The organism is Hymenobacter negativus (assembly GCF_016056375.1).
GTDB classification, from domain to species: Bacteria; Bacteroidota; Bacteroidia; order Cytophagales; family Hymenobacteraceae; genus Hymenobacter; species Hymenobacter negativus_A.
Map to the genome: position 1 here is coordinate 54,841 of NZ_JAEDAE010000005.1, position 17,762 is coordinate 72,602.

A 17,762-nucleotide genomic window follows, 5' to 3' on the forward strand; every position below is an offset into this window, starting at 1 on the left:
CGGCTAGTTGTTAATTCTCTTTCAACCTCACAGCCTGTTCTTATTTAAAATACTCCACTACCATATCTGTAACGGGCGATGTACGGTCGTTTGTTGCCACCACCGAAATACTGCTAACTACTACAATTCCATTGGTGCCGTCGGCAAACAAACGGAAGGGGTAAGCTTTGGTAGTGATGGAACGGCTTAGTGTTTGGTTGGCAGCGTCGTACACATCCACTCGCTGCTTCCAACCCACACTTATAGTGGATGCGCCAGCGTAAATAAATCTCCCGGTTGGGTCGTATGCAAACGACGTATAATTGGCAGTGCCGCGCAATAATTTCCCTTGAAACTGTAGGTTTTCATTGTAGATATTACCCTCGCGGGAAGTGATGATGGTATTATTCGTCGGGCACACCTCGAAAATACCAGGAGTCATCAGCTGAGTACCGTCGAATGGAATGGCCGTATTAGCGGTGGGCAGGCCAGTTGATGAGAAGGTAAAGTACTGCAGGTCGTTCAGGCTCAGCCTCTGCACGGAGTCGTACCCATCTGAGATTCCCACTAGCTTGGTATTGGAGTTGGGCAGCATCTTAAGCCGGGTGATTTTCCTTCCACTGGCTGCACTCACCAACTGCTTGGTGGCCCGGCTGTATACTTTGAGCGGATGGCCCGCCGGGTCATCAACGGAAACAAAGAGCAGGCCCTGGTTGGCCACCACACTGCTGGCACTGGCCCCGACGTTGATTTCGTCAATTTTGTCCAGCGTCAACGCGTTGTACACCAAAACCCAGCCATCGGCGCGGGGCACATAAATTTCCGGCACCCCATTGTAGGTGGTCCGGTCACAATAGCCAATGGTGGCCGCGGTGTTTATCACCTTCGTGATTGCATTGGTTGTCAGGCTATATTGGGTAATAACGCCCTTTTTATCAAAGAAGTACAGCAGTCGGCGCTGCGCATCAAACTGCACATCGAAAGGCTCCGCATGAATGGTTTTAAGGTTGGGCCGCTCAAAAATCACTGTATTGCTGCCACCGGCTGATGAGCTATAGACTCCAAGAGAGTTTTGCCTGATACCAACCACTGTATAAGTAAGATAAGGACAGTAAGCAGCTGTATTATCTACATACCGATTGTCGTCGAGAAAGGGAATAGCACCATCGCCAACCAGCGTGAGGTCGAAAAAGCTGCCGATTGGTGCAGTACCACGCCTTATCTGATACCGCGTGTGGTCGGGATTTGCTGGCTTCGACCACGTTAGCACTATAGAATCGCCTTGCAGCACAGGCTGGTTCAGCACAATCTCGTCCTTAACAGGGTCGGGCTCTTTTTTGCACCCAACCGCGACGAACATTAACAACACAAAAGCGAACAACTGGCGCATCTCAAAAAAGCATAAAGGGTAGAACTATACTATTGGCGGCAAAGTACAGCCCCCCGCGGTAATCGAAGGTCAATATGCTCGTCATAGGCAGTTTATGCCGACAGAAAGCCTGATTATTGGGCTGGGCCTCCTATACTGTCACGTTAGGGTTACGTTCAGTTGGCGTTGGTCAAGTCCAGCAGGAGCTGGCAAAGAGCAGTTTCCTCGTAGGGCTTGGTGAGGCAGGCATTCATGCCGGCGGCCAGGTAGGCGGCGCGGTCGGCGGCGAAGGCATTGGCGGTGAGGGCGATGATGGGTAGGTTAGCGCGGGCTGCATCGGGGTGGCGGCGAATGGCCTGGGTGACCTCTACCCCGCTCAGGCCCGGCATCCGGATGTCGAGCAGGGCCGCGTCGAACGACTGGGCCTGCAGTGCGGCCAGGGCATCGAGGCCATTGCCCACGGCCTGCACCTGCACGCCCCAGTATTCGAGCACCACAATGGCAATGCGCTGGTTCACAAGGTTGTCTTCGGCCAGCAGCACGCGCAGGCCGCGCAGGGCTTCGTAGGAGGCATCGGACGGCGCGGGGGCCAGCAGCACGCCCGGCTCCGGAGCGCGGGGCAGCGCCAGCTGAAACGAGAACGTGGTGCCCGCATCAGGCGCGCTGCTCAGGCGCAGGGTGCCGCCCATCTGCTCCACCAGTTGCTGGCTGATGGCCAGCCCCAGCCCCGTACCGCCGAAACGCAGGCTGGTTTCGGCGCTGGCCTGGCTGAAGGCATCGAAGATGTGGGCCTGTTCCTCGGGAGCAATGCCGATGCCGGTATCTTCCACCCAGAAGCGCAGCACGAGCTCCTGCGGCGTGTCGCGCCGCACCTCGGCCCCCAGCCGGACGTGGCCCTGCTCGGTGAATTTGATGGCGTTCGACAGCAGGTTGAGCAGCACCTGATGCAGTCGGTAGGCATCGCCCACCACGCGGGGCACGGCGGTGCGGGGCGGCTCAACGTGCAGAGCGAGGCCTTTTTGCGCCGCCAGGGTAGCCACCATCTGGCCGGCCCCCTGCATGGCCACGGCCACATCGAAGGGGCCGTAGTTGAGCTCTAAGTGGTGAGTCGTGATTTTGGCCATGTCCAGCACATCGTTCACCAGCGCCAACAGGTGCTGCCCGGCCTCCTGCATGGCCCCCAGGTAGTCGAGCTGCGGCGCTGTGAGGGCGGTTTTGTGCAGCAGGGCCGCCATGCCCAGCATGCCATTGAGCGGCGTGCGGATTTCGTGGCTCATGCGGGCCAGAAAGGCCTCCTTGGCGCGGGCGTTTTCTTCGGCTTCCTGCTTGGCGTGCTCCAGGGCGCGCTGGGCCAGCACGCCGGGCGTCACGTCGTAGCCCGAGGCCACCACGTAGGGCGGGTAGCCTTCCTCGGTTACTTTATAGGTGTAGTAGTTGAGGTAGCGCCGCTCGCCAGCCCGGGTGCGGATGCTTATCACGCGGGGCTGCGGCAGGCTGGCCTCGTCGCCGTTCAGATAGGCCTGCACGGTGGCCTGGTGCTCGGGCGGCAGCACCTCGCGAAGGTCGCGGCCCACCAGCTGCGCCGCGGGCACGCCCATCAAATGCTCAATGGCCGGGTTCACGGAGAGCAGCTTGCCGCTGAGGTCGTGGGTACAAATCAGGGCCTGCGAGTAGTGCACCAGGTCGTGGTACTGCTTTTCGCGGCGTTCCAGCTCGTTGCGGGCTTGCTTCACAGCCGTGATGTCGGTGCTGATAGTGAGGACGTCGACCTGACCATCGGCCCGAAGCATGGGCCGCTTGTGCACCTGAAAATACAGGATTTCGCCCGAAATCTGGGTGAAGGGCAGGTCCACGGTCAGCGCCTGCCGGGTATCCTGCACCCGCTGGTTGAGGCCGCGCACCTGGTCCCGCTCCTTCAGCACCGTGGGGTCATCCACGCCGGGCTGCTGATGCCGGGCGTGCAGCACTGCGTTGTTGTAGGCTCTGTTAGAAAACGAAACCCCGCCCTCGGCGCTCACCAGGTAAATCACGTTGGGAAGCGTATCCACAATCTGCCGGATAAAATCCTGCTGCTCCTGCAGCATGGTTTGCACTTCCTGCTGCAGCTTTTCGGCCTGGTAGCGGGCCGTGATGTCGATGCCCGAGCCCACTACCAGGCGCAGGGCGCCATCGGCCCCGAACACGGGCCGCAGGTGGCGCAGCATCAGCTGCGGGCGCCGGTTGGGCCCGGTGCGCATCTCCTCCCAGGTCACGTCCTGGCCAGTGCGCACGGCCAGGTCGAAGTACTGGTTGCGCTGCTGGTCCACGCCGGTGGGGTGCCGCTGCCGGCGCAACGCAAAATACTCGTCGTTGGTGAGGCCGACGATTTGCCGGCGCACCGCCGGGTCCGAAATCGACGACGGGTTGACGAACAGGAAGCGGTGCTCCGCATCAAAAACCGCCACATCCACGGGCAGCAGGTTCAGGATGGACTCGTAGAATTCCTGCTGGCGGGCTATTTCCTGTTCGGCCTGCTTGCTGGCCGTGATGTCGGTGCCCGAGGCAATGACCAGCGGCGTGCCGTCGTGCCCCTGCACGGGCCGGTAGCTCCGCAGCAAGTACTGCGGGCCGGGGTAGGTTTCCTCCCAGGTCACCTCGGCCCAGGTGTGCAGGGCTTTGGCAAACGCGGCGGTGCGCTGCTCGATGATGGCGGCGGGCCGCCCGCGGTATTTGCTGGCGGCCTCGCTGGTCTGGCCCAGCATCCAGGCGCGAAGGGCCGGGTCGGGCTCCACCACCGGGTTGACAAACAGGTAGCGGTGCAGGGTATCGAACACGGCCACGGCCGTGGGCACCTGCTCCAGAATGCTTTCGTAGAAGGTGCGCTGCTCGGCCAGCTGCCGCTCGGCCAGTTGCCGCGCCGTGATGTTGGTGAGGTACAGCGTGACAGTTTCCTCGTCGGGCCCGGCCACGGCGGTGCACAGGTAGTGCTGCCCGTCCACCGGCAATTCCTGCTGCTGGTGCTCGGGCACGCACAAAGCCGCCTGCACCAGCGCGTACAGGCGCTGCGGCAAGTGGCCTTGCGCGTCGGCGGCCAGGGCTTGCAACAGGGGCTGGGCGGCCGGGTTGGCATAAATCACTTCGCCGGCGGCAGTCAGGCGCAGGATGGGGTTTGGGGTTTGTTGCGGAATGAAGGAGAGCGTCCGAATCTCGGCGTCGCGCTGGTGGCGCTCAGTCACGTCGCGGTAGCAAATCAGGCGGCCGGCCCCCACGGTATCCAGCACCAGGTAGTCAAGCTCAACCATCCGCCCGTCGGCCAGCCGGAACACCTCGTGCAGAGCAGTTTGCCCCGCCGCGTTCAAGGCGTGGGCCCGGGCCGTGAAAGCAGCCGGGTCGGCAAATCGGTTATCGATGTAAACCGCCGAATACGGAATCGGTGGTTCAGCCTCCAGCGGCCCGGCTACCGGCGGCAGGCCAAACAGGTCCCAAAACTGCTGATTGACAAACTGAATCTGGCCCGCGTGGTCAACCAGCACCAGACCCGCCGGCAGGTGCTGCACCAGGGCCGTGAGCTGCGTGTAATAGCGCTGGGCACCAACCGCGGCGGCGGCCAATTGCGCTTCGAGGGTAGCGGCCTGGGCCTGGGCAACGGCCAGGGCCGCTTCGGCCTGCTCGCGGCGGGCACGCTCGGCGGCCACTAGCGCGGCCCAGTCGGCATCGGATTGGGGTGCAGCAGGCATGGCCGGCGGGGAAAGGTGGCAAAAGACCACGGCCGCTATTGGTAGCAGCGGCCGTGGGGGCGGCAGCCCAAGATACGGCCGAGCTCCCGGCAAACAAGCGCCGCCGCCCGATTCCGGCCCGGCCGGGACTACATTCATTCGGTTTTTAACCACATGCCACCCTGAGCATAGCGAAGGACTTTACCCCGTCCGCTTACTTTGCTTCGTCATGTCCCTCAAACTCAAAATCCGCCTCAGCGTTTTCCTGCTGCTGGTGCTCCTGCTGGGGCTGGGCGGCTACACCTTCCTCACCATTCGCTTCCTCGAAAACGGGGCGCACGGCATCGAGCAGGCCGATTTCAACACGGCGCGCTTTGCCGTGCTGGCGTTTTTGGCAGCCGGCACGGCCGTGGGCGTCACCATGATGGTGCGGCTGCCGCGCATCGTGGTGCGCCCGCTGCACCGCCTCACCGCCGACATGGAGCGGGTGGCCGGCCCCGGCCCGGCCACCCGCGTGGCCGTGGGCAAGCGCGACGAAGTGGGCACCGTGGCCGCCGCCGTAAACCTGGTGCTAAGCCAGGCCCAGGACGAGCGCCGCGCCACCCTGGCCGAGCTGTTTACGGAGCGCAACCGCATGGAAAGCCTCGTGCGCAGCCTCGATGAGGGCCTGCTGCTGCTCGACGAGCATGGCACCATCGTGCTGGCCAACCCCGTGGCCTGCGACCTGCTGGGCCTGCCCCAACCCCGGCTGCTGGGCCAGCCCGCCGCCGCCGTGGCCGCCACCAACGAGCTGATGCGCGACCTGCTGGTGCCCCTGGCCGAAGCCAACCTAGCCGGCGACGCCGTGCCCGACCCCGTGTTCACGTTTCCGCACAAAGGCGATGCGCCGCACTACCAGCTCAGCATCAGCCCCATTGAGCTGGCGGCCGGGCCGGGGGGCAAAACGGTGGCGGGCGGCCACATTTTCTGCCTGCGCAACGTGTCCGATTTCAAGAAGCTCGACGAGGTGAAGTCGACTTTTCTGGCCACCATATCGCACGAGCTGAAGACGCCCCTGGCCAGCATCAAGCTCAGCCTGATGCTGTTGCAGAACGCCCGCACCACCGACGCCGAGCGACAGACCCTGGCCACTGGCATCGGCGAGGAAACCCAGCGCCTGCTCAACATGGTGGGCCAGCTCATCGAAGTGTCGCGCCTCGACGCGGGCGCGGGCATCAAGCTCAACGTGCAGCCCATGCACCTGGCCGACGTCATCCGCTACGCCACCCAAACGGTGCACCCGCAGCTGCACGACAAGCAGATTCAGCTCGACCTGCAGCTGCCCGAAGCCCTGCCCGAAGTGCACGGCGATGTGGAAAAAACCACCTGGGTGCTCATCAACCTGCTTTCCAATGCCATTCGGTATTCGCCCGCGGAAGCCCCGCTCATCATCCGGGCCATGCAGTGGGGCGAGATGGTGCGCGTGAGCGTGGAAGACCGTGGCCCCGGCATTCCGGCCGAGTTCCACAAACGTATTTTTCAGCGCTTTGCGGGCGTGCCGGGCCAGGGCGGGCACGGCAGCTCGGGGCTGGGGCTCAGCATCTCACGCGAGTTTATCGGGGCGCAGGGCGGGCAGCTGTGGGTAGAAAGCCAGCCGGCCGCGGGCAGCCGGTTCCTGTTTACGCTGCCGGTGGCAGTTTAACCAAGTACAAAAAAAGTATTAGACACCTCCTGGCCGGCATAAGAACGCACTGGAAATAGGGCGGTATCTGGCCCGTAGTAGGCTTCCGCATTTGCAGCCGCAAGAAGCAGTGCGTTAATCAGAATTGCAATACCTGACCGTGATGGCTGGGTGTCAGAACATTGGGCTAAGTCTCGGTTGTTTGCCGCCACCGTGCGTAAACACAACCGTACCGGCGGCTTCGTACTGCCTTTTATCCTCGAATTATATGCTGCCCCCCGCCCCCAAATTTACCGTTGAGCGCCTCACCTTTGCCACTCTCACCGAATTGCCCAATACCTGGCAAAACGCTGACTACAAGGCGCTGCTGGTGAAGATGAACTACGTCAACCCGGACGCCATCAGCGAAGCCGAGCTAAAGGAAATGTGCCTCATGGCTTTCACCGATTTGGAGCCGCGCGAGGCGGCCGAGGTGGTGCTGGGCTACTTGTACCCCGAGGAGCTGACGGCCGGGCAGGTTGAAAACCTGGCCCACCAGATGCTCACCGAAAAGCTCTGGGAAGAAAACCCCGAGCTGCCGCTACATAAGGGCTTCTACCAAGCCACTCAGCTGCTGCACGATGCCTTCAACGGCACCTTCCCGGCCACCAAAGCCGTGGAATTTCAGGTGAAATGCACCGCCGAAAACCCCGCCGATTTAGCAGTATTCGACAATGAGCCGGCCGCGCCGCTGATGCGCCTGCTAGCACCCGGCCTGCCCGATAATGCGCTGATTAACCGACTGTTTTCGCCGCAGGTGGAAGGCGATAAATTTGAGGAGGCCAAAGCTATGCTCTGGCAGCTGACCACGACGGAAAAAACCGAAAATTCCATCACCTTCGACGTGGTGAGCTCGGCCTACTGGCTGGAAGATTTCAAATACGCCGACACTTACGAAGCCACCACCCACGCCGACGCTGTGGTAACGTCCGAAGAATAAGCTTCTCCCCTTTCGGGCCGGGCCAGCATACACGGAAGCAACTTTCGCGTATGCTGGCCTACATTGGCTCCTTAGCTCGCGGCAGCCCTGCTGCGCCCCCGGCATTCTATGAGATTTTTCACCCTGCGACGAGTATTGGCACTGGTGCTGCTGCTAGCCGTGCTGGGTGCAGTAGTAGCCGTCTGGATACTGGGAAGTGACTACGGCCGCCGCCTGGTGGCCCAGAAAGTGCGCAAGGGTTTAACGCAGAATTCGGAGCTGGTACTGGCGCCGTTTCGGGTCGAAATGTCGCCCTGGCGCGACTTTCCGCATCTCACGGCCTCCATCCAGCACCTGGCCCTCACGGATACTTCGTTTCAGAAATCGGTGCCGGTGCTCAGCATCGGCCGGGTCGATTTGCGAGTTGAGCTGCTGAGCTTGCTGCGCGGCCGGGTGGAAGTGGCGCGGGTCGAAATAGATGATGTGAATTTTCAGGAGCGGGTCGACTCGCTGGGCCGCGCCTGGGGCCTGCGCGGTAAGCGCCGCAAGGGCACCGGCAACGTCCCCAAAATCAACCTGAAGCTGGACGAGCTGGTGGTGAACAACTTCCGCTTCAGCTCGCACAACGGGTACTCGCGCGGGGCCTTTGGGGTGCAGGTGCGGCAGGCGCGGCTGCAGGGACGGCTGCGGGGCGGCGTGCTGCGCGTGGCCGGCACCCTGGAGGGCGAATTGAGCTACCTGCGCACCCGCGCCGGCACGCTGTTCGAGCGCGAGCCCGTGACGGCCTGGGTGAACTATAAATACTCGTTCGAGAACCGCCAGGGCCTGATATACCGCACCCGCGCCACCCTCAACGGCGACACCATTCGGGTGAGCGGCACCCACACCGTGGCCGCCGACCAGCCCGCCGGCACCATGATGGCGCTGCGCTTTGTGGGCAACCAACCCCTCGTGGACGTGCTGCACGCCGCCCTGCCGCCGCGCCTGGAGCCCTACCTGGCCGGCACCACCAGCCCCAGCAAAGCCCACATTCACTACACCATCACGGGCCTTAGCGGGCCGAAGGTGACGCCGCGCAACGTGCTCACCTTTGGGCTGCGCGGGGCCAGCCTGCAATGGCCCGAGCCCGCCCGCCACATCCGGCGCTGGGACCTGGTGGGCACGTATGACAATGGGCCGCAGCAAAACATCCGCTCCACGGTGCTCACACTGCGCCGCTGCCGGGTGTATTCGGCCGCCGGCCAGCTCGACGTAGCCCTCACGCTTCAGAACTTCCGCCGTCCCTTCCTCAACGGCCACTTCCGGGGCCGCACCGAGCTCACCGAGCTGGCCGCCCTGCTGGCCTCCAACCGCTGGCAGGCGCGGGGCGGCACCGCCGATATCGACGTGCACCTGCGCGGCTTGCTCCCGCCCCGCGCCGACCGCCCCGCGCCTAAACGGCCGCAACGGCCCATGTCGCTGCGCGGCACCGTCACGCTGCACCGGGCCTCGCTGGTGCTGCCGGCTCGCGGGGCCGACATCTCGGGCCTGGATGTGCAGGTGGGCCTGCGCGACAGCCTCTGGCACCTGGCCAATGCCTCCGGCGTGCTCAATGAAATGCGCTTTAAAGCTTCGGCTACTACGGTTGATTTGCTGGGCTACCTCAATGGGCAGCTGGCCACGGCCAGCATCAGCGGCCAGTTTGCGGTGGATGAGTTGCGGGTGCCCCAGCTGCGCACCCTCATGCAGCCCGTGCCCCGCACCGGCGACGAGGGCTTTGCGCCCACCAGCCTGCCCAAACCCAACCGTACTCGCACGCCCCGCGACAAGGCCCAGCTGGCCGCCACCCTGGGCAGCGCCCTCATTCCGCCGGGCCTGCTGCTTGATGTGAGCCTGCGCTGCCAGCGCCTGCTGCTGGCCACCGATACGCTCAGCAACCTGGCCGTGACCATTCACCACGACGGCCAGCGCGTGCGGCTTGAGCACCTGGCCGGCCGCGTGTGGGGCGGCGACGTGCGCGGCGACGTGCAGTGGCCCACCGACCCCGAAAACCGCGTGGCTCCTGTACAATACCGGGTTGGCGTGCACTTTGCGTCCATCAACTACCAACAGTTTCTGGCGCGCCTCAACCGCCCCGCCCCCGAGGCGGTTAAGGTCGTTCGCACCCGGCGGCGCAAGGCCAACGGTGGCGCCAGCCCGGCCCTGCACGACCTGCTGCTGTCGGCCAACGGCCAGCTCACCCTCGACATCGACCGCGTGGACCTGCCCGAGGACGAAACCATGCGCCGCGTGAGCTTGCAACTCGAAAAAAGCGGCCCCACCCTGCGCATGCCCTACCTGCGCTTTCTCACGCCGGAAGGCGGGCACGGTGAAGCCTCGGGCACGGCCCAGGTAGAGGGCCTGCGCCTCACCGCAGCCGATGCCGACCTGACCCTGCGCTACGGCAACCTCGACGTGCAGCGTCTGCTCGGCCTCATCGCCAGCCTCACCGCCCACCCCGACTCGGTGCCGACCGCCCGCACCCTGGCCCGCGCCGAACGCCGAGCCGAGCGGCGCGCCCAACGTCGGCTATTGCCTGGCAACCAATCCCTGTTTTCGAACGGGGTGCTGAGCGCCGTGCTGCGCGTGGAGGCCGATAATGTGCACTATGGCCCGCTGCGCGGCGGCCGGTTCCGGCTGGTGTCGCACCTGCTCGACGGCGAGGCCCGGCTCGATAACTGCTCGTTTGATGGCTTGCAGGGGCACCTCAGCCTGAGCGGCTACATGCGCAGCACCGCCAACCGGGCCCACCACGCCACGCAGCTGCAGGTGCGCCTGGAAGACATTGAGCTGCCCGCTCTTTTTGCCACCGCCACCAGCATGGGCCTTAACATGTTGGGCGGCGACAATATCAAGGGCAGCCTGCGGGGCGTGGCCGATATCCGCACCGACCTCGGCCCCACGTTCCTGCCCAGCTTGCTCCAAACCGCCGGCTACCTCAAAACCGACGTCCGCGACCTGGAACTCATCAATGTGGAAGCCCTGATGGAGGCGCTGAAATTCATGAAATCCGAGCGCACCGGCCACCTGTACTTCGAGCCCGTGCGGGCCGAATTTGTGCTGGCGCAGGGCCAGATTATCATTCCCGGCCTGCACCTGAACAGCAATTTGAGCAACCTCGAAGTGAGCGGCCACTACGGGCTGGAAGGGGCCACCAACCTCTTCATCGGCCTCAAGCCCCTGCAAGCCCTGTTTGGCAACAACGACAAGCGCGTGGAGCGCATCCAGAACGGCGAAACGGTGAGCAAATCCACTTCCGGCAAGCTCACCTACGTGAACCTGCGCCGCACGGCCCCCGGCGAGAAATACAAGGTCCGCCTGTTTCAGCGCGACGAGCACCGCGACGCCATGACGCGCCTGCAGGAGCAGTACCGTGGCTTCCTCCGCACCCAGCGCCTCGATACCACCGTGCGGATGCTGCGGTAGGTTTTGCCTGACTGCCCCCGGCTTGCTGGCGCGCGTCTGCGACGCGTGCCGGCTGGCGGCAAGCCTGTGGCTCGGGCACCAACAAGTTGCGACAGAACTTACCTACGTTGCCATATCATAATCAACCAGTCGGCACGCGTCGCAGACGCGCGCCAGCAAGCGGTATTTACCGTTCTTTGCCCCGCTCCTCATATATGCCCATTACCATGCCTCGCTTGCTCCTCGCCGTCCTTCTGCTGGCTGCCACGCCTGCCGCTCAGGCCCAAACTTCGCCCCGCGCCCAGGATTCTGCCTTTGTCAGGGCAAACTACACCAAGCTCGACCGCCAGATTACCATGCGCGACGGCGTGAAGCTCTACACCACCATCTACGTGCCGAAAGATGCCTCTCCGGCCTCGCCCTACCCGTTTCTGATGACACGCACGCCCTACTCGGCCGGGCCGTATGGGGAAAGCAAATACCGGTTGCGCGGCCCCGGCCCCAGCCGGGAGCTGTCGCAGGAGAAGTACATTTTCGTGTATCAGGATGTGCGCGGGCGGTACATGAGCGAGGGCCAGTTTGAGGAAATGACCCCGGCCTTGGGCGCGCAAGCCAAAGGGAATAAATCCGTGGCCCACGACGAAAGCACCGACACCTACGACACCATTGAGTGGCTGCTGAAGAACGTGCCCGGCAACAACGGCCGCGTGGGCATGATGGGCATCAGTTACCCCGGCTTCTACGCTTCGGCGGCGCTGCCCAATGCCCACCCGGCCCTGAAAGCGGTGTCGCCCCAGGCCCCGGTCACGGATGAGTTTATCGGCGACGATGCCCGACACAAGGGCGCGTTTTTTCTGCTCGACAACTTTGAGTTCACCAACTATTTCGACGTGCCCCGGCCCAAGCCGGTGGCGACTTATGAGCCGCTGTTCAAGTTTGAAACGAAGGACGCCTACAAGTTTTTCCTCGACCTCGGGCCCATCAAAAACGCCAACGGCCCGCAGTATTTCAACAATCGCGCCCGCATCTGGAACGAGTACCAGCAGCACGAAACCTACGACGCCTACTGGCAAAGCCGCAACATCCGTACCGCCCTTACGGGCGTGAAACCGGCCGTGCTGGTGGTGGGCGGCTGGTTCGATGCCGAAGACCTGTACGGCGCGCTCAACACCTACAAGGCCATCGAAAAGCAGAACCCCGGCGCCACCAACCGGCTCGTGATGGGCCCCTGGACCCACGGCGCGTGGGCCCGGCCCGAGTGGAGCAAGTTCGGCCCCCTCAGCTTCGGCTCTAACACCGCCCAGACCTACCGAGAGACGCTGGAAACGCCGTTTTTCAATTTCTACCTGAAAGACAAAGGCACCTTCAATCCGGCCGAAGCCACGGTCTTCAACACCGGCACCAATGAGTGGAAAACCTACCCGGCCTGGCCGCCCAAGGCCGAAGCCCGGACGCTATTTTTCCAGCAGGCCAATAGCCTGGCCTTTAGTGCCCCTACCGCCGGCCAGAAGCCCAATGAATACCTCAGTGACCCGGCTAACCCTGTGCCGTACACCGACGGCACCCACGGCGAGCGCAACAACGAGTACATGATTGAGGACCAGCGCTTCGCCGCCAAGCGCGCCGACGTGCTCACCTTCCACACCGAAGCCTTGCCCGACGACCTCACCCTGGCCGGCCCCCTCACCGCCGACCTGTGGGTGAGTACCTCCGGCACCGACGCCGACTTCATCGTGAAAGTCATCGACGAGCAGCCCGATGGCACCCAGCGCCTGGTGCGCGCCGAGGTGATGCGCGGGCGCTTCCGCAACAGCTTTTCCAAGCCCGAGGCTTTCAAGCCCAACCAGCCCACCGAATTAAAATACGAACTGCCCGATGTGCTCCACACTTTCCGCAAAGGCCACCGGCTGATGGTGCAGGTGCAAAGCACCTGGTTCCCGCTCGTGGATAGGAACCCGCAGACCTTCGTGCCCATTGCCACGGCCGATGCGAAGGATTTTCAGAAAGCCACCATCCGGCTGTACCACGACGCCGGGCACCCCTCGGCAATGCTGGTGCCGGTGCTGCCGTAAAAGGGTTTCGTCATCCGTGCGACGCGCAACCCCAGCCCGACCGTAGCACGTAGGAGAAGCATTCCTCATCCTTTCCCCCGCTTTATGAAACTCCTCACCCTGATGCTTTCGCTGGGCCTGAGCACCGCCGCCTTCGCCCAAACCACGCCCGCCAGCAACGCGCCGGCCGACAACAACACCAACCCCACCGCGCCCTCCAACAACCAGCCCCGCGTGGGCACGGCCATGGACGGCTCCAACATCGCCAACAACCGCGACGTGCTGTCGTCCGGCACCGGCACCCCTGTCCGCACCCGCACCAATGCCGAGAAACAGGCCCACCGCGAGGCCAAGCGCGCCGCCAAGGGCAAGTCGAAATCGAAGATGTAGGCTTTATCTGCCATCCTGAGCGCCGCGAAGCACCTTATCACGCAAGAATATTCCAGCGTAATAAGGTCCTTCGCGGCACTGAGGATGGCAGACTTTTTTCTGTCCTGACCTACGCCCCTACCAACCCGCGCACAAACGCGTCGGTAAAGTCGGGCGCGAAGTGCAGCACGTTGGGCAGGTGAGCAAACTCCGCCACTTCGTGCGTGGTGGTGAGCACCACGGCTTTCATGCCGGCATTTTGGGCGGCCTCGGCCCCCTTGGGCACGTCCTCGAACACGAGGCAATCGGCGGGCGGCACGCCCAGCAGCTCGGCGCAGCGCAGGAATACTTCGGGGTTGGGCTTGCTCACGGTCACGTCGTCGGCGCTCACGATGGCCTGGAAGTAGTGCCGAATGTTAAGGTTATCGAGCACGAAATCAATATTGAACGGGATGGCGGCCGAGCCGATGGCCATGGGAATGCCCCGCTGGTGGGCCTGTTCCAGCAGCTCCATCAGGCCCGGCAGCAGGGCCAGGTGCGGCAGAAACTCGCGCTGGTAGCGCCGCTCCTTTTCAAGCGAAACGCGGTCCATTTCCTCGTCCGTGAAGCGGTCGGGGCCGAAGAGGCGCACCAGCACTTCGCGGTTTTTGCCGTACATCTGGGGCTTCACCTCGTCCCAGCTGAAGCTGCCGCCCAGGTCCTCGTTGAAGAGTTGCTGCCAGGCGCGGGTGTGGTATTCCATGTCGTGCACCATGGTGCCGTTGAGGTCGAAAATAAAGGCTTTCATGGGGAATTATGGGGATATTAATAGGATGTAGGGACGGGGCTTGCCCTCGCCTGGTCGGAGAACGGAATCACTGAAACGACGCGAACGCCGAGCGGGGACAAGGCCCGCCCCTACAGATACACCCGAAACGACGTGCCCTCTCCCACTTCGCTCTCTACCTCGATGCGGCCGCCGTTGCTCTGCACAATGCGGTTGATGAGGTAGAGGCCCACGCCCGTGCCCTCGGTGTGGGTGTGGAAGCGGCGGAAAAGTTGAAACAGCTCGTCCTGGTGGCGGTGCATGTTAAAGCCCAATCCGTTGTCCTCCACCAGCAGCACGGGCCGGCCGGCATCCTTCCACACCGATACGTGCACGCGGCAGGGCCGGGCGGGGTCGGCGTACTTGAGCGAATTGCCAAGCAGGTTGACCAGAATGGTGCGCAGGTTGGCCCGCGAGTACACCACCGTGGGGGCCGCCGCAAAATCGACGGTGACGCGGGCGCGGGCGGCCTGCATCTGGGGTTGCAGGGATTGCAGCACTTCCTGGGTCAGGTCGGGCAGCGAAACGGGCTCGGTGGGCAGGCCCGTGTTTTGCTGCGTCTGGCCCACCAGCGCCAGGTCGTCGACGGTGGTGCTGAGCTGGTGCAGGGCCTGGTGCAGCATGGGCAGCAGCAGCTCGCCCTCGGCGGGGTCGGCGAAGGTGACGGACCGCTCCAGCTCCCCAAACAGGCCCACCAAGTTGTTGATGGGTTGACGTAGGTCGTGGCTGGCGGCGTACACAAACATATCGAGGTCGGCGTTGGTGCGGGTGAGCTGCCGGTTGGTGGTATCCAGCGCGGTGTTGGCGACGGTGAGGCCGTCGTTGGCCTGGGCCACCAGCAGGCGGCTGAGCACCTTGTCGGTGGAATCGACCACGAAGGCGAGGATGCCGTGCGGCTTGCCGGCCTCGTTGGTGAGGGGCTGATACACAAAATCGATGAACCGCTGGGCAGACTGGCCCGTGTGGGCATCGTCAATCATCACCGACGACTCGACCCCTACGTAGGGCCGGCCCGTGGCAAATACCTCGTTCAGCAACTCAATGAAGCCCTGCGGCACCATTTCGGGCAGGGCTTCGGCCACCGTGGCGCCCAGGCGGGCCCGCCCCCCCACCAAGGCCTGGTAGTTGGCATTGAAGAAGCTGAAGCGGTGCTCAGGGCCTTCCAGGGTAGCCACCGAGGCGGGCACTTCGCTCAGCACCTGCGTCAGCCGGTGCTGCTGCTGGCGCAGGTGCTCGCGCTGCCGCTCGGTTTCCACCAGCGCCTGGTTCAGGGCGTGGGTGCGGTCGGCCACGCGGGCTTCCAGCTCTTGGTTGAGCTCGCGCAGGGCCTGCTGGGTGCGGTGCAGCTCGTCGTTATTGGCCAGGATTTCTTCGTTGGCGGCTTGCAGTTCCTCGTTGGCAGTGGCCAACTCCTCGTTGAGCTGGTTGGCTTGCTGCTCTTTTTCCTCGATGAGGCGGCGGGCCAGCACCTGCTCCGTTACTTCCACGGCCACATCGAGCACGCCGCGCAAGGTGCCGTGCGCGTCGAAGAGAGGTTGGTACACGAAGTTGTAGTAGGTGGTTTGCATCTGGCCGGCGCGCAGCATCGCGGCCGGCGCTTCGGTGCCGGTCACCGGCACCAGGGTGCGGCTCACCTGTTCCATCAGCTCATCAAATCCCTGCCCGCGCAGCTCGGGCACGGCTTCGAGCAGGGGCCGCCCCAGCACCTCGGCCAGGGGCCGGCCCCAGAGGGCGGCCATACGCTCGTTGGCCACGGTGATGCGCAGCTCGGGGCCCTCAAACAGGCCGATGGCCACGGGGGCCTGCGCGAGCAGTTCCTCCAGGCGGGTGCGCTCCAGCTCGGCTAGGGCCAGGGCGGCCTGCTCGCGGGCCTGGCTTTCGCGCAGGGCCTGCTCCACGGGGGTGCGCTCCTCGTCGGACGTATCGGTGAAGCTCACCAGCAGCCCGGCTCCCACGCGGCGGGCCGCCAGGCGGTAATAATCATCGAACCCGTCGAGCTGGTAGTTGAATTCGCGGTGGCCCGGCTGGCCCGAGGCCAGTACTTCGCAGTAGAACTCAAAAATGCCGCCCGGCGCCAACGTGCCGGGCACCAGTTGCGAGTGGGTCCGGGTGGGCCGGGCAGGCAGGCGCAGCATGCGCTGCGCGGCCTCGCTGAGAAGCTCGAAGGTGAAATCGGTCACGGTGCCATCGGCCGCGAGCACCGGTTTCAGCAGCACCAGCGCCGTGATGGACGTAGCAAATATGCCCGCCAGCAGGTCATCGGCCGGAAACTGGGCAAGAACTTCGGCGGGCAGTGCCGGCAGAGTAGTAACGGAATCAGGCATTAATTACAGATGGGAAGAACACGGCCCCACAGCACGCGCTTGTTCTACTCTACAAACATCGGGACTGGCTATCTATTAGAAACCAAACCCGCCGCTCGAGCCCCGCTAAAAATGCTGCCACGCCGCCTATCCGCAGCCAATACCTGTCGAGAATTGGTATTGACAAGATGGTGCGGGGCGCGAAGCAGGCGAATTTCAATCCGGACAGCAAGGGGCGCTGCCGAGCGTGTGAAAAGTAAGCCAGCCAGTGCATACCACGCCCGCAAAATCTTTCGTTAGCCCTTGCTTACATTTAAGTCCTTCATCCTTTCTGCGCTATGAAAACCGGTCTACACCTCTTCGCCCTGGGCCTGGCCCTAGGGGCCGGCCTGCTGGGCAGTGCATGTTCCAAAAAGGCCCAGGATACGCCTTCCCCGACCGCCGAAGTACCTATCGGGCCGTCCATCACCGGGCTCGTGCAGCCAGCCGATGCCTTGCTGGGGGTTTCGGTGATTGATAACACCACCCACCAGACCATTGTCAGTGTTGCCCCCGACAGCAAAGGCACTTATCAGTTCGATGCCGTGCCGGCGGGCACTTATATTTTACATTTCAACGTGAAGCGCGGCTACGTGCCGCCCCGGGAGCTGAGCGTGACCGTGACGGCTGGCAAAACCACGGTGGTACCCACGGTTACGGTGGTGCAGTCCAGGGCCTCGTTTACCGTCGATGGCGTCGCGGCGGCTCCCCCGCTCATCGATTTGATGCTATTATCTACCAGTTCCGGAAATTTTGAGCTGGTTTTCAGCAACGGCACCCTCGGGGCCACGCCCGACAGCTACCGGCTGCGCCTCTCAATGCCCTACAACCTGACCGTGGGCTCCTACCCCCTGAACAGCACGGCGGCCTTCGCCACTTTCAGCGGGGCCGATTTGGTGAGCTACGATTCCCGCGTAAGCACGCCCGCGGCCCCGGCCAGCGGAACGCTCACCATCACCTCCGTTTTCGATGTCCCCCCCTACCCCCGTTACGCTTCGGGCACCTTCACTTTCACGGGCGGAGCAGCGGCCGCTTCGGGGAGCAAAACCATCAGCGGCGCGTTCAGCGACGTTAGCTACTAGTCGGTTCTGCGTAGCCGTTTATAAAAAAG

At 63.4% G+C, this 17,762-nt stretch carries 10 protein-coding genes; 6 read left to right on the forward strand and 4 right to left on the reverse strand.

Features of this window, described 5'->3' with window-relative positions; all coding sequences use genetic code 11:
- Positions 1-40: 40 nt before the first annotated feature.
- Positions 41-1,369 carry a hypothetical protein gene (locus tag I7X13_RS12535; protein WP_198075747.1) on the reverse strand — a complete coding sequence of 443 codons (1,329 nt, stop codon included), beginning with the start codon at positions 1,367-1,369 and terminating at the stop codon, positions 41-43.
- Between the two features lie 155 nt (positions 1,370-1,524).
- Entirely contained in the window at positions 1,525-5,064 is a 3,540-nt protein-coding gene (locus tag I7X13_RS12540; protein WP_198075748.1) for a PAS domain S-box protein, read from the reverse strand.
- Between the two features lie 208 nt (positions 5,065-5,272).
- Between I7X13_RS12540 and I7X13_RS12545 the strand changes: the two genes are divergently transcribed.
- The 5 genes from I7X13_RS12545 (at position 5,273) to I7X13_RS12565 (ending at position 13,525) form a co-directional block, all read left to right on the forward strand.
- Positions 5,273-6,724 carry a sensor histidine kinase gene (locus I7X13_RS12545; RefSeq protein ID WP_198075749.1) on the forward strand — a complete coding sequence of 484 codons (1,452 nt, stop codon included), beginning with the start codon at positions 5,273-5,275 and terminating at the stop codon, positions 6,722-6,724.
- A gap of 247 nt (positions 6,725-6,971) precedes the next feature.
- Positions 6,972-7,682 (forward strand): hypothetical protein, encoded by a 711-nt coding sequence (locus I7X13_RS12550; RefSeq protein ID WP_198075750.1) that lies wholly within the window; start codon positions 6,972-6,974, stop codon positions 7,680-7,682.
- A gap of 108 nt (positions 7,683-7,790) precedes the next feature.
- On the forward strand, positions 7,791-11,105 hold the full coding sequence (locus tag I7X13_RS12555) for an AsmA family protein (RefSeq protein WP_198075751.1): 3,315 nt from the start codon (positions 7,791-7,793) through the stop codon (positions 11,103-11,105).
- Positions 11,106-11,311: 206 nt separating this feature from the next.
- On the forward strand, positions 11,312-13,156 hold the full coding sequence (locus I7X13_RS12560) for a CocE/NonD family hydrolase (RefSeq protein ID WP_198075752.1): 1,845 nt from the start codon (positions 11,312-11,314) through the stop codon (positions 13,154-13,156).
- 84 nt (positions 13,157-13,240) lie between these two features.
- Positions 13,241-13,525, forward strand: coding sequence for a hypothetical protein (locus I7X13_RS12565; protein ID WP_198066384.1), 285 nt, complete (start codon positions 13,241-13,243; stop codon positions 13,523-13,525).
- A gap of 109 nt (positions 13,526-13,634) precedes the next feature.
- Here the strand turns inward: I7X13_RS12565 and I7X13_RS12570 are convergent, their stop codons facing one another.
- Positions 13,635-14,291, reverse strand: a complete 657-nt coding sequence (locus tag I7X13_RS12570) for an HAD family hydrolase (protein WP_198075753.1) — start codon at positions 14,289-14,291, stop codon at positions 13,635-13,637.
- Positions 14,292-14,401: 110 nt separating this feature from the next.
- Positions 14,402-16,633, reverse strand: coding sequence for a PAS domain-containing protein (locus I7X13_RS12575; protein WP_198075754.1), 2,232 nt, complete (start codon positions 16,631-16,633; stop codon positions 14,402-14,404).
- Between the two features lie 317 nt (positions 16,634-16,950).
- Between I7X13_RS12575 and I7X13_RS12580 the strand changes: the two genes are divergently transcribed.
- Positions 16,951-17,733, forward strand: coding sequence for a DUF6252 family protein (locus tag I7X13_RS12580; protein WP_198075755.1), 783 nt, complete (start codon positions 16,951-16,953; stop codon positions 17,731-17,733).
- Positions 17,734-17,762: the final 29 nt, after the last annotated feature.

Excerpts from the sequence above, each read along its gene's own strand:
- I7X13_RS12550 (WP_198075750.1), top strand. The coding sequence starts at position 6,972 with ATGCTGCCCCCCGCCCCCAAATTTACCGTTGAGCGCCTCACCTTTGCC.
- I7X13_RS12580 (WP_198075755.1), top strand. The coding sequence starts at position 16,951 with ATGAAAACCGGTCTACACCTCTTCGCCCTGGGCCTGGCCCTAGGGGCC.
- I7X13_RS12570 (WP_198075753.1), bottom strand. The coding sequence starts at position 14,291 with ATGAAAGCCTTTATTTTCGACCTCAACGGCACCATGGTGCACGACATG.
- I7X13_RS12540 (WP_198075748.1), bottom strand. The coding sequence starts at position 5,064 with ATGCCTGCTGCACCCCAATCCGATGCCGACTGGGCCGCGCTAGTGGCC.
- I7X13_RS12535 (WP_198075747.1), bottom strand. The coding sequence starts at position 1,369 with ATGCGCCAGTTGTTCGCTTTTGTGTTGTTAATGTTCGTCGCGGTTGGG.
- I7X13_RS12565 (WP_198066384.1), top strand. The coding sequence starts at position 13,241 with ATGAAACTCCTCACCCTGATGCTTTCGCTGGGCCTGAGCACCGCCGCC.
- I7X13_RS12555 (WP_198075751.1), top strand. The coding sequence starts at position 7,791 with ATGAGATTTTTCACCCTGCGACGAGTATTGGCACTGGTGCTGCTGCTA.
- I7X13_RS12575 (WP_198075754.1), bottom strand. The coding sequence starts at position 16,633 with ATGCCTGATTCCGTTACTACTCTGCCGGCACTGCCCGCCGAAGTTCTT.
- I7X13_RS12560 (WP_198075752.1), top strand. The coding sequence starts at position 11,312 with ATGCCTCGCTTGCTCCTCGCCGTCCTTCTGCTGGCTGCCACGCCTGCC.
- I7X13_RS12545 (WP_198075749.1), top strand. The coding sequence starts at position 5,273 with ATGTCCCTCAAACTCAAAATCCGCCTCAGCGTTTTCCTGCTGCTGGTG.